20 protein-coding genes and 2 pseudogenes are annotated in these 19,882 nt (G+C 38.6%); 11 read left to right on the top strand and 11 right to left on the bottom strand.

Features of this window, described 5'->3' with window-relative positions:
* Positions 1-305: 305 nt before the first annotated feature.
* Together CA730_RS26275 and CA730_RS21385 are read left to right on the top strand one after the other, a co-directional pair.
* Positions 306-1,076 (top strand): annotated as a pseudogene (locus tag CA730_RS26275) (SulP family inorganic anion transporter); the annotation flags it as partial.
* Positions 1,066-1,239, top strand: a complete 174-nt coding sequence (locus tag CA730_RS21385; protein ID WP_231939903.1) for a hypothetical protein — start codon at positions 1,066-1,068, stop codon at positions 1,237-1,239. The pseudogene CA730_RS26275 and the gene CA730_RS21385, both read left to right, overlap by 11 nt.
* A 66-nt stretch (positions 1,240-1,305) precedes the next feature.
* Here CA730_RS21385 and CA730_RS21380 read toward each other — a convergent pair whose 3' ends face one another.
* Together CA730_RS21380 and CA730_RS21375 are read right to left on the bottom strand one after the other, a co-directional pair.
* Positions 1,306-1,953 (bottom strand): hypothetical protein, encoded by a 648-nt coding sequence (locus CA730_RS21380; RefSeq protein WP_096670369.1) that lies wholly within the window; start codon positions 1,951-1,953, stop codon positions 1,306-1,308.
* Between the two features lie 236 nt (positions 1,954-2,189).
* On the bottom strand, positions 2,190-2,516 hold the full coding sequence (locus CA730_RS21375) for a YbjQ family protein (RefSeq protein ID WP_027402424.1): 327 nt from the start codon (positions 2,514-2,516) through the stop codon (positions 2,190-2,192).
* A gap of 375 nt (positions 2,517-2,891) precedes the next feature.
* Between CA730_RS21375 and CA730_RS21370 the strand changes: the two genes are divergently transcribed.
* Complete coding sequence (locus CA730_RS21370; protein ID WP_096670367.1) at positions 2,892-3,572, top strand: tetratricopeptide repeat protein; 681 nt, start codon at positions 2,892-2,894, stop codon at positions 3,570-3,572.
* A 77-nt stretch (positions 3,573-3,649) separates the two neighbouring features.
* Here the strand turns inward: CA730_RS21370 and CA730_RS21365 are convergent, their stop codons facing one another.
* Entirely contained in the window at positions 3,650-3,799 is a 150-nt protein-coding gene (locus CA730_RS21365) for a hypothetical protein (RefSeq protein ID WP_027402426.1), read from the bottom strand.
* A gap of 386 nt (positions 3,800-4,185) precedes the next feature.
* Here CA730_RS21365 and CA730_RS21360 point away from each other — a divergent pair, with 386 nt between their 5' ends.
* Positions 4,186-5,019 (top strand): SWIM zinc finger family protein, encoded by an 834-nt coding sequence (locus tag CA730_RS21360; RefSeq protein WP_096670365.1) that lies wholly within the window; start codon positions 4,186-4,188, stop codon positions 5,017-5,019.
* Between the two features lie 11 nt (positions 5,020-5,030).
* Here the strand turns inward: CA730_RS21360 and CA730_RS21355 are convergent, their stop codons facing one another.
* The 4 genes from CA730_RS21355 to psbD form a co-directional block, all read right to left on the bottom strand.
* Complete coding sequence (locus tag CA730_RS21355) at positions 5,031-5,654, bottom strand: Uma2 family endonuclease (protein ID WP_096670363.1); 624 nt, start codon at positions 5,652-5,654, stop codon at positions 5,031-5,033.
* A 176-nt stretch (positions 5,655-5,830) separates the two neighbouring features.
* A complete protein-coding gene (locus tag CA730_RS21350; RefSeq protein WP_096670361.1) occupies positions 5,831-6,820 on the bottom strand; it encodes a hypothetical protein in 990 nt (329 codons plus the stop codon).
* Between the two features lie 213 nt (positions 6,821-7,033).
* Entirely contained in the window at positions 7,034-8,416 is a 1,383-nt protein-coding gene (gene psbC, locus CA730_RS21345) for a photosystem II reaction center protein CP43 (RefSeq protein ID WP_096670359.1), read from the bottom strand.
* Positions 8,400-9,455 (bottom strand): photosystem II D2 protein (photosystem q(a) protein), encoded by a 1,056-nt coding sequence (gene psbD / locus CA730_RS21340; RefSeq protein WP_096667244.1) that lies wholly within the window; start codon positions 9,453-9,455, stop codon positions 8,400-8,402. The genes psbC and psbD overlap by 17 nt, the downstream gene beginning before the upstream one ends.
* 500 nt (positions 9,456-9,955) lie before the next feature.
* On the opposite strand from psbD, the gene CA730_RS21335 reads away from it, so the two are divergent.
* The 4 genes from CA730_RS21335 to CA730_RS21320 all read left to right on the top strand — a co-directional run bounded on the left by CA730_RS21335 (position 9,956) and on the right by CA730_RS21320 (position 13,498).
* A complete protein-coding gene (locus CA730_RS21335; protein WP_096670357.1) occupies positions 9,956-10,525 on the top strand; it encodes a photosystem I assembly protein Ycf4 in 570 nt (189 codons plus the stop codon).
* A 122-nt stretch (positions 10,526-10,647) separates the two neighbouring features.
* Positions 10,648-11,430, top strand: a complete 783-nt coding sequence (locus tag CA730_RS21330) for a peptidylprolyl isomerase (protein ID WP_096671716.1) — start codon at positions 10,648-10,650, stop codon at positions 11,428-11,430.
* A 94-nt stretch (positions 11,431-11,524) separates the two neighbouring features.
* On the top strand, positions 11,525-12,661 hold the full coding sequence (locus tag CA730_RS21325; RefSeq protein WP_096670355.1) for a beta-ketoacyl-ACP synthase: 1,137 nt from the start codon (positions 11,525-11,527) through the stop codon (positions 12,659-12,661).
* Between the two features lie 9 nt (positions 12,662-12,670).
* A complete protein-coding gene (locus CA730_RS21320; protein WP_096670352.1) occupies positions 12,671-13,498 on the top strand; it encodes a class I SAM-dependent methyltransferase in 828 nt (275 codons plus the stop codon).
* A gap of 51 nt (positions 13,499-13,549) precedes the next feature.
* Here CA730_RS21320 and gcvH read toward each other — a convergent pair whose 3' ends face one another.
* Both gcvH and gcvT read right to left on the bottom strand, forming a co-directional pair.
* Positions 13,550-13,942 carry a glycine cleavage system protein GcvH gene (gcvH, locus tag CA730_RS21315; RefSeq protein WP_096670351.1) on the bottom strand — a complete coding sequence of 131 codons (393 nt, stop codon included), beginning with the start codon at positions 13,940-13,942 and terminating at the stop codon, positions 13,550-13,552.
* 82 nt (positions 13,943-14,024) lie between these two features.
* Entirely contained in the window at positions 14,025-15,209 is a 1,185-nt protein-coding gene (gene gcvT / locus CA730_RS21310; protein WP_096670349.1) for a glycine cleavage system aminomethyltransferase GcvT, read from the bottom strand.
* A gap of 154 nt (positions 15,210-15,363) precedes the next feature.
* Between gcvT and CA730_RS21305 the strand changes: the two genes are divergently transcribed.
* Entirely contained in the window at positions 15,364-15,861 is a 498-nt protein-coding gene (locus CA730_RS21305; protein ID WP_096670347.1) for a pentapeptide repeat-containing protein, read from the top strand.
* A 237-nt stretch (positions 15,862-16,098) separates the two neighbouring features.
* On the opposite strand, the gene CA730_RS21300 is transcribed toward CA730_RS21305, so the two are convergent.
* On the bottom strand, positions 16,099-16,377 hold the full coding sequence (locus CA730_RS21300) for a WD40 repeat domain-containing protein (protein ID WP_157750037.1): 279 nt from the start codon (positions 16,375-16,377) through the stop codon (positions 16,099-16,101).
* A gap of 113 nt (positions 16,378-16,490) precedes the next feature.
* Here CA730_RS21300 and CA730_RS21295 point away from each other — a divergent pair, with 113 nt between their 5' ends.
* Positions 16,491-17,510, top strand: coding sequence for a transposase (locus CA730_RS21295; RefSeq protein ID WP_053537527.1), 1,020 nt, complete (start codon positions 16,491-16,493; stop codon positions 17,508-17,510).
* 51 nt (positions 17,511-17,561) lie between these two features.
* Here the strand turns inward: CA730_RS21295 and CA730_RS21290 are convergent, their stop codons facing one another.
* Complete coding sequence (locus CA730_RS21290) at positions 17,562-17,885, bottom strand: WD40 domain-containing protein (RefSeq protein ID WP_096670343.1); 324 nt, start codon at positions 17,883-17,885, stop codon at positions 17,562-17,564.
* Positions 17,886-18,229: 344 nt separating this feature from the next.
* Here CA730_RS21290 and CA730_RS21285 point away from each other — a divergent pair.
* Positions 18,230-19,255: pseudogene (locus tag CA730_RS21285) on the top strand (transposase); the annotation flags it as partial.
* Positions 19,256-19,882 lie beyond the last annotated feature (627 nt).

Below are 19,882 nucleotides of genomic sequence, written 5' to 3'. Positions count from 1 at the left end.
CCAATATAGAGTATTAGGGGGTTGACAATTGATTTGCAATTTGCTATAATGAACTCGATGAGGAAGGACTATCTTGCAATAAGTATAATAAAAATCGCGTATCTGGTAGGCAGCGATCTTATCTTTTAGAGAACAGAATTAAACTTTACTAACAATTAAATAACACAATTAACGAATTGTCTATAAGAGTTGAATTGACAATATGGCGATCGCAAATACCCTCCAAGAATCAAAGCTTTTGCGTATGAGGCACTGGTTTAGTAATCTGCGTGGCGATTTGACGGGAGGATTAACAGCAGCAGTAGATTAATAATACAATACCCGGTTCTTTGGTGGGGTTGGTGTTAGCGACGGGAATAGCTGCTGGTTTCCATCTGAATGTTCCCACAATTGGGGCTATTCCCCAATCTTTACCCCTGCCTCAAGGGATTCCCCATTGGAATGATTTTAGTGTCATTCGAGAATTAATTAATCCGGCTTTGGCTTTAGCCGCATTGGGAAGTATTGAATCTTTATTATCAGCGGTTGTAGCTGACGGTATGACTGTCAGTGAGAAACATAATAGCGATCGCGAATTAATTGGTCAAGGGTTAGCAAATATCATTGTCTCATTTTTTGGTAGTATTCCCGCCACAGGGGCGATCGCGCGGACTGCTGTTAATGTTCGTTCTGGCGGTAAAACCTGACTATCTGGAGTAATTCACGGGGTTGCCTTAGCCATTATTGTTCTCACTTTAGCACCTCTAGCAGCGCGAGTCTTAGAATTAGGGAAAGAAATTGCCGTTTATCGGGTAGATGGTCTGGTATTTTTTGGGGCTGCGGAGAGATTTGCTACCTTCCTCAGAGATGAACCAGAAGTTAAATATTTAATTCTGCGGTTGCGGTTTGTGCCAAATATGGATACGACTGGATTAGTGGCTTCAGAGGATATTTACCACGACTTAGAACGCCATAATTGCCGCTTAATTCTCACAGGTTTACAACCGGAAGTTAAGCAACTACTGGAACGTTCGGGATTATTGGAAACAATTGGACAAACCAATTGTTTTGAAACAACCACTTGCCATGATGATTGACTCTAATTTAAGTAAAGATCCAGAACGAGAGTTGCAAGTACATACAGATTATTTAAATCAAGCTTATTCATCAATTCGCAGTCGCTATCCTGATCTTGAAATTGAACTGTATTTTGCAACCCTCAATCTAGCAGAATTTCAACAAATTCTCCCAACAATTTAAAAATGTAACATCATTAATTCCCAGAAAGCGTTACTAGCAAATTGGTTTAATAATTGAATTGTTCAATCAAGAATTGTAATTATTAAGTCTAGAGCTACTAGAGGTGCTACGCGCACCGGCTACTGCTCCCGCTAAAGAAGCAAGTAAACCTAACAAAGAACCAAATACAAACCACCACAAATTTCTGGAAGTTGCAGCAGCAATGTCACGAGTTTGTTCAGCAGTTAAGGTTGGTATATTAGGCGTTATTACATTACCTTGTTGCTGTAGTTGATTAATAATTTCTCCTGCATTATAAGCAGCTAAACCAAAAGTACCCAATACTCCATTTGCTAACAGAAAAGAGCTAAGTGCTAAAGTCGTTGCCCAGAGAATTGCGCCGTTAAGTACTGCTGTGTCCCGGTGCATTGGTCCGCAGGCACGGGTTGTGATCCAAGCACCAATAAATAGAGACAATAATAAAGCAATTGTCGACCAAATTCCGACATTACTAATAGTATTAGGAGTAATACTTCTCGGTGCTAAGGATTCGGCAATTCTCCCTGCACCCAGCGCGCTAAACAAGGAACTCAATATTAATTGACTTGCTAAAGCCACTAACACACCGGAAACTATCGGACCCCAACGCACGCGGTCTCGATATTCCGTTACTCTACTAGCTACCAAAGACTCAGGAGGACTAATATCCTCACCTACTCGATTTACGTATGACATAGCTACTTTTCTCCCTTGCTATTGCAGCAAAGTTGCTCATGTATTATCTTCTTTTCAAGCAGAAAAAATCCTCTGTTTTAAATTCTTTCTTCTCAAATTTTCTTATGGCTTATGTTTAAAATTAAATGACAAATTATTATTTTCAATCTCTATCAATAGAAAGAGTTTTTTTGTCTTTCTTTAGTTATAAATTTCTAGATGAGTAAAGGTTTGAAAATTACAAAATTAGAGAAATATTAACGAATTTTCACGGCTGTACCCGTAGCTGTAATTACTAATAAAACACCAGATTGATCAACATTAATTGTGCCTGTGTCAACGGCAATACCAACAACAGCATCTGCGCCTAAACGTTGCGCTCTTTGTTCTAATTCTTCCATTGCTTTGCGTTGTCCTTCTTCAAAGAGACGCTCATAGCTGCCAGTGCGTCCACCGACAATATCCCGAATACTCGCTAAAAAATCCCGGAGAAAATTGCTACCATAGACAACTTCGGCAGTGACAATGCCTAAGTAGGATTGAATTACAGCACCTTGAATCACATCAGTAGTAGTTAAAAGCATAAACTTATGGAGAAATTAGATGACTATAGCCAAATTCCGGGTAAAACCTCGCTGCATACCCCATTATATACCCAACACGGCTTAATTATTTGATTCTCCGGGTAAGGGTTTAGCAGTGCTAAACCCTTACAAATCTGGGGTTTTCGTGATTCTACAAAAGTTCATGTTTCAACCGTTTTGAGTATACCTACAATTTTGTGAATTTATCATTATCTGTTGGCGAAAGGATTAAGTTGCTATAGTTCTGAAGATGTCAAATAATTTTAAGAAATTATTGATATTCTGTAAATGTGAATAAATACAGATTACAAATATCAATATTTTTGTTTTAATATACGAATAAAAACGGGTTAAGAAAATTTAGGAAAATTTAGTATGTACAAAAAAACATCAGTCCTGTTAACTGCCTTATTATTAGGATGTTTATTTACTAGCACACCTATAGTAGGGAAAGCTGATGTCCTACTGACACAGGTGAATAATTCAGAGTTGAAAAACTTGATAGATGAGGGAAAAAGACTGGTAGATTCTAAAGATTATAATGGAGCGATCGCCATTTATCAACAAGCCGCAAAATTAGATCCCAAAAATGAGAGAATTTATGCTGGGATTGGCTACTTATATACTCAACAAGGCAATTTTACCTCAGCTTTAGATGCTTATCGTCGAGCCATTGCCATTAATCCTAATAATAGTGATTTTTACTATGCTGTTGGTTATCTTAAAAGTAGCACACAAGATAACAAAGGCGCAAAAGAAGCTTACCGTCGGGCTATTCAATTAAATCGGAATAATGTCAACGCCTATTTAGGATTAGGAGTTTCTCAAACTAGTTTGGGTGATTATCAAGCAGCTATGTGGGCTTATGAACAAGCTATTAATTTAGATAAAAATAATCCCCGCACCTATGAGTTAATCGGTTCTATGTTTAAACAACGACGACAAACGACACAAGCAAATAAAGTTCTCAAGAAGGCATTAAATTTATATCAGCGGGGAAATGACACAGAAAGTGCTGCAAGAATACAAGCAATGCTGCAAGAAATAGGCGGTTAGAATCAATTAAAAATAGGGACCTGGCATCAAAATTTTTACCTTGTCCCTACTTTTATGATGGAGGAAAATCTTCAGTGTTACCAAGCTGCTTTACCTTTTTTATATATTTTCCCTGTAAAGGGCTGTACCCCAATCACAGGATAGGCATCATTAGCAGGGGTGAAAATCCGCATGAAGGCTTCAGAAATAAACTGAGCCATATCAGCAAACATTTTGGAGATAGCCATAATACTATAGCCCCTTTTTTTTAATCTTTCTAATCGGTGACATTTGTACTTTAATACTGTGATTATCTATTTGCCCATATTCTTCATATATCTATACTAAACACAATCTTTTTTTAAATAACTTTGCAATACTTTAGTATTTCCTGATGCAATACTGCTCGGTTAAGGAAATCAAGTAGGCTAAAACTCTTGAAATATCGTTGTTTATAATGCCCAAAAAAGGCTTAACCGAGTAGTATTGATTTGGTAGTATATGACTGAAGGCGGTTAAAACCGCCCGTGTCGCTTATATCTCAGGGCTAAAGCCACTGAGCTTTACGCTTACCGGATATTTCTGTAAAAATGGAAACAATGAAATTGCTGGCACCACAAAAATATCAAAGATTATGAGTAACGAAACCTTACAAGCAAGTCGGGAATGGTGGTCACAAAGATGGTTAGATTTACTAGATTCTTACCGATTTAAAAAGCGCTTAGAACGGGCAAGAAATTATTCTCGACAAGGAAATATTCTGAGTATTAAATTTAAAGCTGCGAAAGTATTAGCGAGAGTACAGGGTAGTGAAGCAGAACCTTATAAAGTTTCTTTATCTCTTGATGCTTTTAGTGAGGAGGAATGGGGTTATGTGGTGGAAAGTATGTCTCAAAAGGCGATTTTTGCGGCTAAGTTATTAGCGGGAGAAATGCCACAAAATATTGAAGAGGTTTTTATCAGTAACGGGTTATCATTGTTTCCCTTTACTCTGACTGATGTTCACAGTAAATGTTCTTGTCCTGATAAAGCTGTTCCTTGTAAACATATCGGTGCAGTATATTATCAATTAGGCGATCGCTTTAGTGAAGACCCTTTTGTATTATTTCAACTACGTGGGCGTACCAAAGAGCAAATCATCAGTGATTTACGCCAATTACGTAGTAGTAAAAATGTCGAGACAATTCAAGTAACATCGGAAATTCAACCAGAAGTTTCCGAAAGTCAATACCCTGTTACAATAGATAATTTTTGGCAATATAATGAGCCTTTAGAATCGTCTTTGGTCGTAATTTCACCTGCTGTTAGTGAAACAGTATTAGATATATTAGGGACAATTCCTTTAGCAAAAGATGAAGAAAATACAACTAATTCTCCTGCTGGTGATTTGGTGATGAAATATTTAAAAGCCGTTTATCAAGATGTCAGTCAAAAAGCTTTTTTAGCAGCGATGAATGTGGGAGGATGAATATTTTTTAATTATTTCTGATGTACCCATTCCCTAACAGCTTTTCTAATTGCCCTTCTACCATTTGCTCGGTGTTGTTCAATTATTTTTGGTAAATCCCGAATTTCTAAACTAGGAAATACCAAACTTTCCTCGGATTCTAGATATTCCCCAGCTTGCAAAATATAAATCTTCAACTCACCAGAATCATAACACCAAATCTCAGGAACTCCTAAACGAGCATAAATTGGAAAACGATCTAACGATTTACTAGTAACATCAATTTCTAAAGCCAAATCAGGAGGTGGATCTTTTTGCAAATCTAAATCTAATCTACCTCTAACTAATGGTTCATTTTGAAAATAAAAGCAATTATCTGCCTCTATTCCTGCCATTTTGCGTTCTTTTTTCCAGGTAGTTGAACCTAAACTTTCATAGTCTAAATCCAACTCTTCAGCGATATCTTTAACTGCATCACTAATTACTTCTTTATATTGTTCGTGTTCTGGTAAAGGGGTCATAATTTCCAAATTTCCATCATCATAAGCCACCCTAGCAGCACGATTTTCTCCCAAGTCTTGCAGAAGATTTTCAAACTGTTGCCAACTGATGTTATGAAGCATGACTCTACCAGCGCGATGTTTGGTTATGATCATTTGTATATTTGAAAATAAAATACAAGTTAATTTAATTATAGCAACTGGTAGAGAGGAAAGTTAAAACTAGGATTTACGCAAATGTGATACTAAATATTTTTTGTAGGGTGAGTCAGACTCGATAACTCAGTAATAATGAATATATTTTCAACATCTGACACACCCTAAATTGTAAATTAGAATTGGTAAGAAATACCAAGAGAAAAAACAGGATAAACACTTAACCAATTCAGATCGCTTTCTTGTTTTTTCCTTTCTGCTTCGATGTTACTATTAATTTCCGCTTTTAAAGCCTCCGTTGCATCTGGACCAAACCCAGGTGTTAATGATACCTTTGGGGAGCCAGCAAACATTACACCTAAATTTGCCGAAAATCCCAGATGTTTACCAGGCTTCACAGCATTACCCCAACCCAGTCCAATATATGGTGCGACACTGTTGGGAAAGGAAACTTGAGAGTTCAATGATGTAAGCACAGTTGTGCTGTTATAGTCTTTGTCATTGATCCTAATGGTCACACCATTCTTGGGTTTCCCAGTTCCTTCCAAATTATTATCTTGAAACACCAAACCTCCGGTCAAATGAAAACCACCATTTTTCCAAGGTAGGTAGTCAATTAAGGTAGACACATTAAATAGGTTGAGGTTAGCTTTATAATCAACATCGGACAAGCTAACATCTCTACTTATACCTAAGCCATTAATGCCTAATTTAGCATTGACATTAGGTGTTATGGACTTAGTGACTGTTGCACCAACACCTAATGTACTAATTTCAGGTGTAATTGCCCAACCGCTAGTTTTTGCAGAAGTTTCACTCTTTTCCCCCGTAGGTTCAGATTTAACTTCCTCTGGCTTTGTTACTGGTGTGGTGACAGGCTGATTAGTACAGCGGGAATTTAAAGGATAATTTTTACAGAACTGATCTAAATCCAGTGGTCTTTTTGCCAGTAAATCACCAGCACTATAACTGAAAGTTCCTGGTTGAGGATGAGTTTCAGTTTTTTCAGGAGTGATTGATGTGGCAATAACTTCATTTGTAACTACTGGCTGAGTAATTGATTCTGCAACAACTTCCTCAGCAATAACAACTTGATTTATTGATGTCCCCATTACCAAACCAGCAGCAACTGTCAATACAGAAGTGCTGAACTTTAGCTTATTCATTACTTGACCCTTAGTAAGATTTATTTGTTACATTGTATATTAGCAGCAATGTTTAATTATTGTAAGTACCTGTGCAAAATTTATTTTAAATTTTTACTCTTACTTAACAAAGTTAAATGCGTTAACTTACACAGAAAACTACAAAAAAAGCCCTTGCGGTTAGGCAAGAGCTATCAAAAGCATTATATTGTCAGTAATTAAGCCCAGAAAAACCTAGTCGAGGTCAGGCATAAACATTACTGGTTCTGTTTCACGGTTAATACCCTTCTCAAAACCACCAGCAGCAGCACGGGCGCGGCCTGCGTGCCATAAGTGACCAATGAGGAAGAAGAATCCTAAAACGAAGTGTGAAGTCGCCAACCAAGCACGAGGAGACACATAGTTGAATGAGTTAATTTCCGTAGCCACACCACCCACAGAGTTCAAAGAACCCAAAGGCGCGTGGGTCATGTATTCAGCGGCACGACGAGCTTGCCAAGGCTGAATATCATTCTTGATTTTTTCCAAATCAAGACCGTTAGGTCCACGAAGAGGCTCTAACCAAGGACCACGAAAATCCCAGAAGCGCATGGTTTCACCACCGAAGATAATTTCACCGGATGGAGAGCGCATCAAGTATTTACCTAGACCGGTAGGACCTTGTGCAGAACCGACGTTAGCACCCAAGCGTTGGTCACGAATCAAGAAGGTTAAAGCTTGAGCTTGAGAAGCTTCAGGACCAGTAGGACCGTAAAATTCGCTAGGGTAAACGGTGTTGTTAAACCACACCATAACGCAAGCGATGAACCCCATTAAGGAGAGCGCACCTAAGCTATAGGATAGATAAGCTTCACCAGACCAAATGGAGGCACGACGTGACCAAGCAAAAGGCTTGGTGAAGATGTGCCAAATACCACCGGCAATACAAGTTAAACCAATCCAAATGTGACCACCGATAACATCTTCCATGTTATCAACGCTAATAATCCAGCCTTCGCCACCGAAGGGAGCTTTGATTAGATAACCGAAGATGATTGCAGGGTTGAGTGTGGGATTAGTAATCACACGCACATCACCACCACCTGGAGCCCATGTATCATAAACTCCACCGAAGAACATAGCCTTCAGCACCAATAACAACGCACCGCATCCCAGGATGATCAGGTGGAAGCCGATGATGTTGGTCATTTTGTTCTTGTCTTTCCAGTCATAACCAAAGAAGGCAGAATATTCTTCTAAGGTTTCAGGACCGCGAACGGCATGATAAATACCGCCAAATCCTAGAACTGCGGAGGAAATCAGGTGAAGTACACCCACAACAAAGTAGGGGAATGTATCAAAAACTTCACCACCTGGACCAACGCCCCAACCCAGTGTGGCGAGGTGAGGAAGCAGAATCAAGCCTTGTTCGTACATAGGCTTTTCTGGGATGAAGTGAGAGACTTCAAACAAAGTCATTGCTCCAGCCCAGAAGACGATTAAACCAGCATGGGCAACGTGAGCGCCAAGTAGTTTACCAGACAAATTGATTAAACGGGCGTTGCCGGACCACCAAGCGAAGCCGCTTGATTCTTGGTCGCGTCCACCACTAATAACTCTATTAGAGAGCGTTACCACGTGGAAGTACCTCCTCTGGGAATACGAACTGTTCGTGGGGTTGATCTTGAGGAGCCATCCAAGCGCGGATACCCTCGTTCAGTAAAATGTTTTTGGTATAGAAAGTTTCAAACTCTGGGTCTTCTGCTGCCCGTAATTCTTGGGAAACGAAGTCATAAGCCCGCAGGTTTAATGCTAAACCAACGATCCCAATGGAACTCATCCACAAGCCTGTCACAGGGACAAACAACATGAAGAAGTGCAACCAACGTTTGTTGGAGAAAGCAACACCGAAAATCTGTGACCAGAAACGGTTTGCTGTCACCATAGAGTAGGTTTCTTCAGCTTGGGTGGGGTTGAAAGCGCGGAAAGTGTTTGCACCTTCACCGTCTTCAAATAGGGTGTTTTCTACTGTGGCACCGTGGATGGCACAAAGTAAAGCTCCACCTAAGATTCCCGCTACACCCATCATGTGGAAGGGGTTGAGTGTCCAGTTGTGGAAACCTTGTAGGAATAGGAGGAAACGGAAAATTGCGGCTACTCCAAAGCTAGGTGCAAAGAACCAGCTAGATTGTCCTAGAGGATACATCAGGAACACGCTGACGAATACGGCGATAGGACCGGAGAAAGCAAGGGCGTTATAAGGACGAAGACCGACGAGACGGGCGACTTCAAATTGGCGTAACATGAAGCCAATCAAACCGAATGCGCCATGTAGGGCTACGAAAGGCCACAAACCACCGAGTTGAATCCAACGGGTGAAGTCACCTTGAGCTTCAGGTCCCCACAGAAACAACAGGGAATGTCCCATGCTGTTGGCTGGTGTGGATACTGCTACTGTTAAAAAGTTAGCTCCTTCTAAGTAAGAAGATGCTAGTCCGTGGGTGTACCAGGAGGTGACGAAGGTTGTACCAGTTAGCCAACCGCCTAATGCGAGGAAGGCACAGGGGAATAATAATATTCCTGACCAACCTACGAATACAAAGCGATCGCGCTTTAGCCAGTCGTCTAATACGTCAAACCACCCTCTACTGGGGGCGCGTCCAACTGCGATGGTCATTTACTAAAATCCTCGTTTTTACTAAAATTTCAACGTTTTTTAAGCAGTGTTTCAGCAAGTTTACTGATTTATATCATCTGCCGTGAGGAACTAAACGTTTTTTTTACAATTCTAGCAGCCTTACAGACGCTAAGATTGTGAGAACTGACTGCTTGACAAAGTGATCATTTCTCATAAATTATGACATGATCGGCTACCGTTAACCAGCAATCTAGGTTTTGGTAACGTAATGATTCTTAACTTATCACATTAGTCAGAATTTGGGCTGGATATAGAACAGGAAGTTAAATATTTTCTATCAGAATCAGAATTTTAACAATTTGACACAGATTTTCTCATAAATCTTCGTAGGGGCGCAGGGCCTGCGCCCTAAATTCTCTCAATGGCCTGCGCCCTAGAATCCTTGAAGTTGAGGATAAAATTCATTGTCATCTGTTTGATAACTTGCAATCCAGACTGGTTCAGTGGCAGACTTGAGAAAGATAGTCCAAGGTAGTTTAATGACCGTATCAACAACAATTAATAAAAGCGAGAACCTCCTCTCTCAAAAGGTTCTTGGTTCACGTCGGTTTAGTAACTACTGGTGGGCAAGTATTGTAACTATGGGAGCCAGTGGTTTTTTCTTAGCTAGTATTTCTAGTTATCTCAAAGTTAATTTACTCATAGTTACTGATGCAACACAACTCATATTTGTCCCTCAAGGATTGGTGATGGGACTATATGGTGCTGCTGGCTTGCTATTAGCTACATATCTGTGGCTTGTAGTTCTATGGGATTTAGGTGGTGGTTATAATGAGTTCAATCGGGAAACGGGGACATTAAAAATCTTTCGTTGGGGTTTTCCCGGAAAAAATCGTCAAATCCAAATTGACGGCAGGATTTCAGATGTACAATCTGTCAAAATTGTGATTAAGGAAGGTCTGAATCCTCAACGCGCTTTATATCTTCGGGTCAAAGGTAGACGGGATATTCCCCTTACACGAGTAGGTCAACCGTTATCTTTGGCAGATTTGGAAACCCAAGGTGCGGAATTAGCTCGTTTTTTAGGAGTATCTTTAGAAGGACTCTAGCAGTTTTGGCGTTTGGATTGGTGAACAACAAACAAGATCCCGGACTTCTTAAAGAAGTCCGGGATCTAAGTAATAATTGGCAAGAACAGATTAAGATATTTTGATTAATGCAGTTACTAACAATGCGGTTTAAATTTCCACAATTTTTTGTAGTTCTATTGATGATTGGCGCTTTAACTTTGGGAGGATGTGCGAGTAATATAACATCGTCTAGTGCATCCCCAACTGCAACAGCTACCTCAGACACGACTACTAGTGCAAAAACAGTATCAGAAACTATTAGCGAGAGTGTTCCTGGAATCAAAAGTTTGCCACGTCTTGAAGGTAAGGCTACGGTGGTGATGACGGTGAAGCGTGGAGAAGTAGTTAACCCCACACAAATTGAGATGGAAATAGATGGGACAAATGCGCCAATTACTGGCGGTAATTTTGTGGATTTGGTTCAAAAAGGTGTTTATGACGGGTTAGTATTCCATCGTGTTGTGCGCGAACCTCAGCCTTTTGTAGTTCAAGGTGGAGATCCACAAGGTAAAGACCCCAAATTTCCCGAAAGTAGATTGGGAACTGGTGGTTATATTAATCCTCAAATTAAGACTGAGCGACGGATACCGTTAGAAATTAAACCAAAAGGCGCAAAAGATCCTATTTACAGTAAGACTATTACTGAGAAGCCTGTGTTACAACACAAGCAAGGAGCGATCGCTATGGCTAGATCACAGTCCCCGGATTCTGCTTCTTCTCAATTTTACTTTGCTTTAGCAGATTTATCATTCTTGGATGGTAACTATGCCGTGTTTGGTAATGTTACCAAAGGTTTTGAGGTAGTTAACAAAATCCAGCAAGGCGATCGCATTGAGTCTGCTAAAGTCACGAAAGGTGCAGAAAATTTGAAAACTGCTCAGTAGTCAGTAGTCCGTTGTCAGTTGTCAGTTGCAAAATAATTGATAATTGACTTCTGATAACTGCTGAAATCTAAAATCTAAAATCTAAAATCTAAAATTGGTTAGAGTTGTTGTGACTGGGATTGGTCTAGTTTCTGCTTTAGGTGAAAGCTTAGAGGCTAATTGGCAAAATCTATTATTAGGAAAAACGGGAATTAAATTACATCAAATATTTCCAGAATTGGGAATCATTCCCCTGGGATTAATTGCTGAAAAACCTTCTTTATTAAATACACTCACGGAAATAGTTGTTAATTCAGCCCTACAAGATGCCGAATTGGTAGCACCTTTGTTTGATTGTGCAGTGGTAGTTGGTTCTAGTCGGAGTTATCAAGCATCTTGGGAGATAATGGCGCGACAGATATATCAGGAAGAGGCAGAATTAAACTTAGACAATTGGTTAAATACTTTACCACAAATGAATGCGATCGCTATAGCCCGAAAAATAGGCTCAACAGCAGCAGTTTTAGCACCAATGGCTGCTTGTGCAACGGGAATTTGGGCGATCGCTCAAGCTACAATGTTAATCAAAACGGGGCAATACCAACGAGTAATTACAGGGGCAATAGAAGCACCCATAACCTCCCTGACAATAGCCGGATTTAGGCAAATGGGGGCTTTAGCCAAAACAGGTGCTTATCCCTTTGATTTGCAGCGAGAAGGCTTGGTACTAGGTGAAGGTGGTGCTGTCTTGATTCTCGAATCTGCGGAGTTAGCTACCCAAAGACAAGCGAAGATTTATGGAGAAATATTAGGTTTTGGCTTGACAGCAGACGCATATCATGGGAACTCACCAGAACCAGCAGGTAAAAGTGCCATCATAGCCATTAAGCAATGTTTAGAACGTAGTCATATTTCACCCACAGACATAGACTACATTCACACTCATGGTACAGCTACCCAGTTAAATGACCGAATGGAAAGTAAAATTATTCAACACTTATTTTCCCCAAAATTAGCGATTAGTTCCACCAAAGGTAGCACAGGTCATACATTAGGAGCATCAGGAGCTTTAGGTGTAGCTTTTTCACTCATGGCATTGCAAAATCAAATTTTACCCCCTTCTGTAGGACTTCAGCAACCAGAATTTAATTTAAACTGCATCACCTCAGCACAAGAACGTAAAATTCAGCAAGTCCTATGTTTTAGCTTTGGTTTTGGTGGACAAAATGCTGTCATAGCTTTGGGAAATTAAGGATCAATTATGAAAGAAATGGAACTACTTAAAAATCTATATTCTCAAGACTTAGAAACCAGAAAAAACTGGTATTCTCATGTTGCAGAAGCTTATAATAAATTCAGACATCGCTATCCACAAGAAATTATTAATGGTGCTATAGAATTCACCCAACTTTCCAGCAAAGCTAATATTCTAGAATTAGGTTGTGGACCCGGGAATGCAACTTTAGCATTTGCTAAATTAGGTTTTTCCATGATCTGTCTAGAACCAAGTTTAGCAGCTTGTAATTTAGCAAGAAAAAACTGTGAAATGTATCCACAGGTAGAAATTCACCAGAAAACCTTTGAAGAATGGGAACTAGAAACTGGAAAATTTGATGCTGTTTTAGCAGCAACTTCTTATCATTGGATTGATCCTGAATTTGGTAATCTCAAGATTAATCAAGCTTTAAAAAATGAGGGGTCCTTAATTTTGCTGTGGAATATGACGCCACAACCAGAATATGAAGTTTATCAAAGTTTCCGAGAAATATATCAAAAGTATGCTCCACTTTTGGATAGATATGAAGATATGCAAACTCAAAAAGAGATAGTGCAGTCTTTAGGACAAAAAGCCATTGACTCAGGTAAATTCAAAAATTTAGTTTCCGAACAAGTTGTCTGTAAAGTTAATTATTATATGGATGATTTTTTATTACTTTTAAGCACTTATACTCCATACCTAAAGCTAGATATAGAAACTAGAAATAGTTTATTTACAGAATTACGAGAAAACATCGCAAATAACTATGGAGGCAATATACAAATTACCTATATCTCAGCTTTTCAAGTTGCCAAAAAAGCTGAGATATAGTTTAATTGATGCCCTTTTTTTTCATTTTCGGGAATGTATGAGTGAAATTATTTACACACCCAACACCTGATCACTATATTCATCTGCTGTTAATGTATCCTCATTAACTTCATCAGGGTCATTGATGCGAACTTTTAAGAACCAACCCTCACCATAAGGGTCTTCAGTTACTTGTTCTGGATCATCTATTAAAGGTTGATTGCGTTCTACAACTGTACCAGTAACAGGCGAATTCAAATCTTCAACAGCCTTCACGGATTCAATAGAACCAAATGTATCTCCCTTGGTAATAACATCACCAATATCCGGCAGTTCCAAAAAGACAATATCACCCAATTGTTCTATAGCAAACGCAGTAATACCAATAGTGGCAATTTCTCCATCTAAACGAACATATTCATGGGAATCTAAGTATCGAAAATCCTGGGGATATTCTAAAGACATATCACTTTCTCTTCCACGTTAAAAAAAATGGTGTTACAAGAGTAACCTAAAAGACATTATTCCTTAAAAACCTCAAAGATTATCAGTTAGTAACACGATTCTTTGAGCGATAAAATGGGCGTTTCACAACTACCGCAGGGTAAGCTTTACCGCGAATTTCTACATCTAGCTGCTGCTTAAGCTTTGCTAACTGGGTGGGAACGTAAGCTAAAGCGATGGGATAACCGAGTGTGAGTGAGAGAGTACCACTTGTTACTTCTCCTACAACTTCTTTGGAATATAATACGGAGTAGCCATGACGAGGAATATTGCGTCCTTGTGTTTGCAAACCGACGAGTTTACAGGATATTCCTTGGGCTTTCTGCTGTACTAAAACTTCTCTGCCAATAAAATCACCCTTGGTATCTAAATGGACTAACCAACCTAAGCCAGCTTCTAGAGGTGTGGTGGTATCGTCAATATCTTGCCCATAAAGTGCCATTGCCGCTTCTAAGCGAAGGGTATCTCTACAACCAAGTCCGCAGGGAACAACACCAGCATTATATAAACTTTGCCACAAGTCTATACCAACGGAAGAATCTACCATTACTTCAAAACCATCTTCGCCAGTGTATCCTGTGCGGGCGAGGAATGCGTGTTTGCCAAAAATGGTCGTTTCTAAATGCCCAAAAGCCTTAATGGGTGATAAGTCTGTTGTGACTAGGGATTGCAGATGATGAGTAGCTGTTGGTCCTTGAACGGCAATTAAGATTTTATCCCGTGATAGGTCTTGAAATTGGACTAGATTAGGATCAAGATGTGCTAATAGCCATTTTTTGTCTTTGTCGGTAGTTGAGGCGTTAACGATGATGACTAGATTTTGCGTCCCAGTGCTGTCTGTATTTTGGTAATAAATAATGATGTCGTCAATGATTCCGCCTTGGGGGTTAAGCAATACGGTATATTGTGCTTGTCCAGGTTGTAACCGACTTAAATCGGAAGGAACTAAATACTCCAGTTGGGAAATCAGGTTTTTACCTTGGAGGGTAAATTTGCCCATGTGAGAAATATCGAACATTCCAGCGGTATTCCTAACGGCATGGTGTTCTTGGGTGATACTGCTATATTGTATGGGCATTTCCCAGCCCCCAAAGCTGGTAAATCTGGCTTTGAGTTCTACACCCATTTGATATAAAGGGGTTCGTTTCAGAGATTGGGAAGCTGGGAAATTTGGGGGGGTTTCCCCATGAGCAACTGGCGATGAGGTAATATTTTCTTGATTAGCCACAGGTAGTTATTTATATTGACGTTTACGTGCGATCGCATCTCAACATTTATCTATCCTACGAGATCGTTGTTAATTTAGCAGAAAATCACTTCTGCATCCTTCCTGCGGTTTAATGATTAATGGTGGAATTGTTGAGATTTATTAAGCAAAAATTATGAAGTATCGCTCAATCTTGGCTAGTGTGATTTTAGCTCTAGTGTTGTTTGTGTTTCCCCTATCAGCGCAAGCAGCAAGTTCTTCTAGTGTTACTAATTCTCTTGTAAATAAGGGAATCGGGGGGAAAGACTTTTCTGGACAAAGTTTAATTGGGATTGAGTTTACAAGCGTGAAATTAGAAAATACTAATTTTAGCGATGCTGATTTACGTGGTGCTGTATTTAACGGTGTTTTATTGGATGCTGTAAATTTTCATGGTGTGGATTTTAGTCAAGGAATTGCTTATTTATCAAGATTCAAAGATGCCGATTTAAGTGATGCAGTTTTTACAGATGCGATGATGTTGCGTTCCACTTTTGATAAAGTTGATGTCACTGGTGCTGATTTTACCAATGCAATTTTAGATATGGTACAGGTAAAAAAAATCTGTGTTAATGCTAGTGGTGTAAATTCTAAAACAGGTGTAGATACCCGTCAATCTTTAGGATGTAAGTAAAACCCCATATCCCCTTCATTAATCAGAAGGGGCGTTAAGAGGTTGTTTGAAAAGTATTAGATAAAACAGATAATCTCCAGAAACCTAACCACCCTTCCCTACCTCTCCTCCTAAGAGGCTATCGTGTACACACAAGTTAAATTACCCCCCTTAATCCCCCCTTCCAAAGCGGGGAAACCGGAAAAATTAGTTCCCTGTTCCCTGCCTTCACAGACAACTTATTCAGCAAACCCTATGCTAATTCGTGGAATTTGCGATCGCACCCAAACCTGTCAATGTTTCTAATTGGGATGAGGTTAAACCAGTAGCTTTATAAACATTCATACCTTCGTAGGGGCGATCGCTGGTTAATACTTGTATACATTTTGCCATATTCACATCCCAAATTCTAATTGTACTATCGGCACTACCTGTGGCAAAAGTATCTTCATTCACGATAGTTAAACTAGTAACAGGTGCTTGATGATCAGTTAAAATATGGAGACATTTTCCTGATAATAATTCCCAGATTCTCACTGTACTATCCAAACTAATAGTAACTCAGAAGTGTTGAATGTTAGGAAAAGATTAAAAAAAAGTACCATAATTTGATACAATCTAAAAAAATATAGATAAAGAATTATCAAATTATGCGCTTAAAGAATTTCCCAGAAGTGGTCAAAACAATATTGAAACCATTGCCCAAAAAAGATTATCCAGTTCTGGACACATTTTCATTTGTATCAGTGTGGTTACAGTATGTCATGGATAAAAGTATAGTGAGTATGAGAGATTTATTTCAAAGACTAAATAATCAAGGGATAGATTTAAAAATATCAAATTTTTCCAAGGCAAGTAAAAAGAGAGATACTCAAGTATTTTTGGAGATAATAACTGAATTAAACAATCAACTGAGAAAGAAAAAAGGAAAGGAAGAAACCCAAGCATTATTTCCTATAGATTCAACAATTATTACATTAACAAGTAAATTATTATGGAGTCAAGGATATCATCAAGTAAAACTATTTTGTGGGTTAGATAGTTTGACATCAGAAGTTGGTGGAATGGTGATTCATTTTGGGCAAGGACATGACCATAAATATGGACAAGAAACAGTAGAAGCAATTCCGTCAAAAGGAGTAGGGATAATGGATAGAGGATTTGCATCCTCCGAAAGAATATCTGAATTAAAACAACAAAAAAATAAAGCTTTTGTCTTAAGAATTAAAAATAATGTCACTTTAGAAATGCTAGAAAATGGTAATTGTAAAGTTGGCAAAGATGAAAGAGAAGTGGAAATTAGAGTAGTAGCATTTTGTGATATAGAAACTAAGAGTGAATTTCGTTTAGCAACAAACTTATTAAATGAAGGAGAAGAGCAAGTTAGTAATCAAGAGATTATGGAAATTTACATACAAAGATGGCAAATTGAATTGTTATGGAAATTCTTAAAAATGCACCTCAAGTTAGACAGACTTATGACAAAGAATGAGAATGGAATTAGAATTCAGATAATGTGCTGTTTAATCGCTTATTTGATATTGCAACTAATAGAAATACCGCAAGAATTTGGCAAAACTTTATTAGATAAACTCCGTTATCTTCAGTCCTATATGTGTCAGGAAATAAGTTATGTTCATTGGTTTAGAAAACTTATTTGGATAAGATGAAAAATAGCACTTATAGGCTAAGTTTATTTCAATATGTAAAGTTTTATTACGCTATTCAACATTTCTGATAGTAACTATTAGTTGATCTTGTTTCATAAAAATTAGACCTACGAGTTGAACAGGATGTCCTTTTAAAGAACCAAGAAAAGTATTACTTTCTAAATGCAAAATTTCCACTTTAGCATTATCACTACTAAAAGCGAGATAAGCATGATCTTGACTGAAATTTAAACCATTCCTGATATCATTAATATTAGATTTTTCCCTTTGAAAAATCTGATCTAAACAATTTTGTGAGAGATCATAAAGAAAAATTTGACCTGTCCTGGTATCTAGAGCTAATAAATTACCATCATTTGACCAAACTAATTTCATAATTTCAGTAGTTGGTATTTCTAATTCATGATGATATTCATTAGTCTCACATCTTGCACCTACCGAATAAACCCGTAGAGAACAAATAATAAATACAAAAATATGACAGTGGATAATGAAGTAATCCAGGTTGCTTAATGTTGTATATATAACATAGCAAAAGTATTTTTACGTAAAAAGCCAAAAAACTAGATTCAGGGACTTAATTCCTGGATGAAGACAGTGCAAATGTTGTGTCCTGACTGGTCAGTTTGTTAAATATAGGAAAAATGTAGGGTTTTGCGGTTATTAAGCTCAAAATATGAGAAAAAGGGCGTGAAGTATATTTCCTAAACAGCAAGACAATGCTTGCCCACGCCCAAGATTTAGTTTACAACCTCAAAGAATTGATGCCTACGAAGTACCAAAAAGAGAACCTAGAAACAATGCTGGGGCTATTTTTGGAAGCAGAGGGACATCCCTTACCTGAACATTCTCAAACAAAGTCTTCAAGTGCATTAAGCCGATTTTTAAATCTCAACCCTTGGTCAACACGGGATTTAATTCGTACTGTTCGTCATCAAATATTAGAGACCGTTTTAAAGACCTTATCTGAATCAAGTCCAGGACGGAGACCGTTTCTACAGGTAATTGTTGACCTGACAACTCTTGAAAAACGTGGAAAATTCAAAGAGTTTGAGCATTTAATCTCCGTCTATAACGGTAAGAGGGGATTGCATCTAGTGGTGCTATATTTGATAGTCGGAAGATGGCGAATTCCTTGGAACTTCCGGGTATGGAGATGTAAAGGTACTCCGTCACAGGCACAGTTAGGACTAAAATTAGTCCAACGTTTGCCAAAATTACTAACCAAACACTTTCAGGTGATGATTTTGGCAGATACAGCCTTTGGTAGTGCGGAATTTCTTCACGGTATCCGTCAGCTTAAATATCATGCAATTACAGGTTTAGCGATTAACCGTAAATTAGTTGATGGCAGAATTTTACGACATCTCCACAAACAAGGACAACAGGTTCGTTTGGTTGGCTTAAAGTTTCCTGTTACCGTGGCTTGGTATTATCTCAACCGTGATGGTAGGTTAGAAAAACGCTTTGTTCTATCCACTAGACCTCTCAAAGCCAGCACTATTAAATGGTGGGGTAAACGACGGTGGCAAATAGAGGGCTGGTTTAAAACTGCAAAACACCGTTTCGGTTTACACCGTTTTGGTCAAAGTACAATCTTGGGAATGTATCGCTGGCTGATTCTTTCTTTAACTGCTTATCTTCTAGCTCACTGGAGTTATTTGCAGACTCAGTTACCATTACCACCTGATTGGGGTAACGCTGCACAAACTGCGCTTGAATCACTTTTTCCCAATATAGTTGTGTCTCTTATTTTACTGGATATTCAGCGATTAATTCCACTCGCACGTAGTTGTGGTTTTGACATCTCTATTTCCAGGTGCAAGATGTGAGTAAGAGAAGTCCACAGAATGATTGATCCTATAATGAGAGAAGATAATTTCAGTGTGCAGCCTTAACGGGTGACAAGGTGACTAAACAGCTTGTTTCATAAGGGATAGAGCCTGAAAGCCACGTTGAAAAAAGAGGTACTTAAGTAATTGGACAAAAATATTTACAGTCATTGCGAGCGAAGGGAAGCAATCACAACCCTTGCGAAATGCTTGCAGCAGCGCAACGCTTACGCAATCACATTGTGTAATTAATTCTATCTCACTACTTACTTATTCAGCAAACCCTAAATATCACTAAAATTAATAATATTGACAGGTTGCTTATCACTTTCTTGTCAATTTTTCAATAGGTAATTTTGGCGATCGCTCAAATTAGATCATTTCTGAGCAAATTCATGGCTAAAATTGTTGAGGGAATAGCTATTAATTTGTAAAGTTTTGTATTAGCCTGGGAAATTAATTTCTGAAACTACTGTCAATAAAGGGTTTGAGACTAACATCTTCTGAAAGATCCAAAATTGACAATAACAACCCAATTAT

The sequence above is a fragment of the Dolichospermum compactum NIES-806 genome, assembly GCF_002368115.1.
GTDB lineage: Bacteria > Cyanobacteriota > Cyanobacteriia > Cyanobacteriales > Nostocaceae > Dolichospermum > Dolichospermum compactum.
This window is presented reverse-complemented; position numbering and strand designations above follow the sequence as displayed.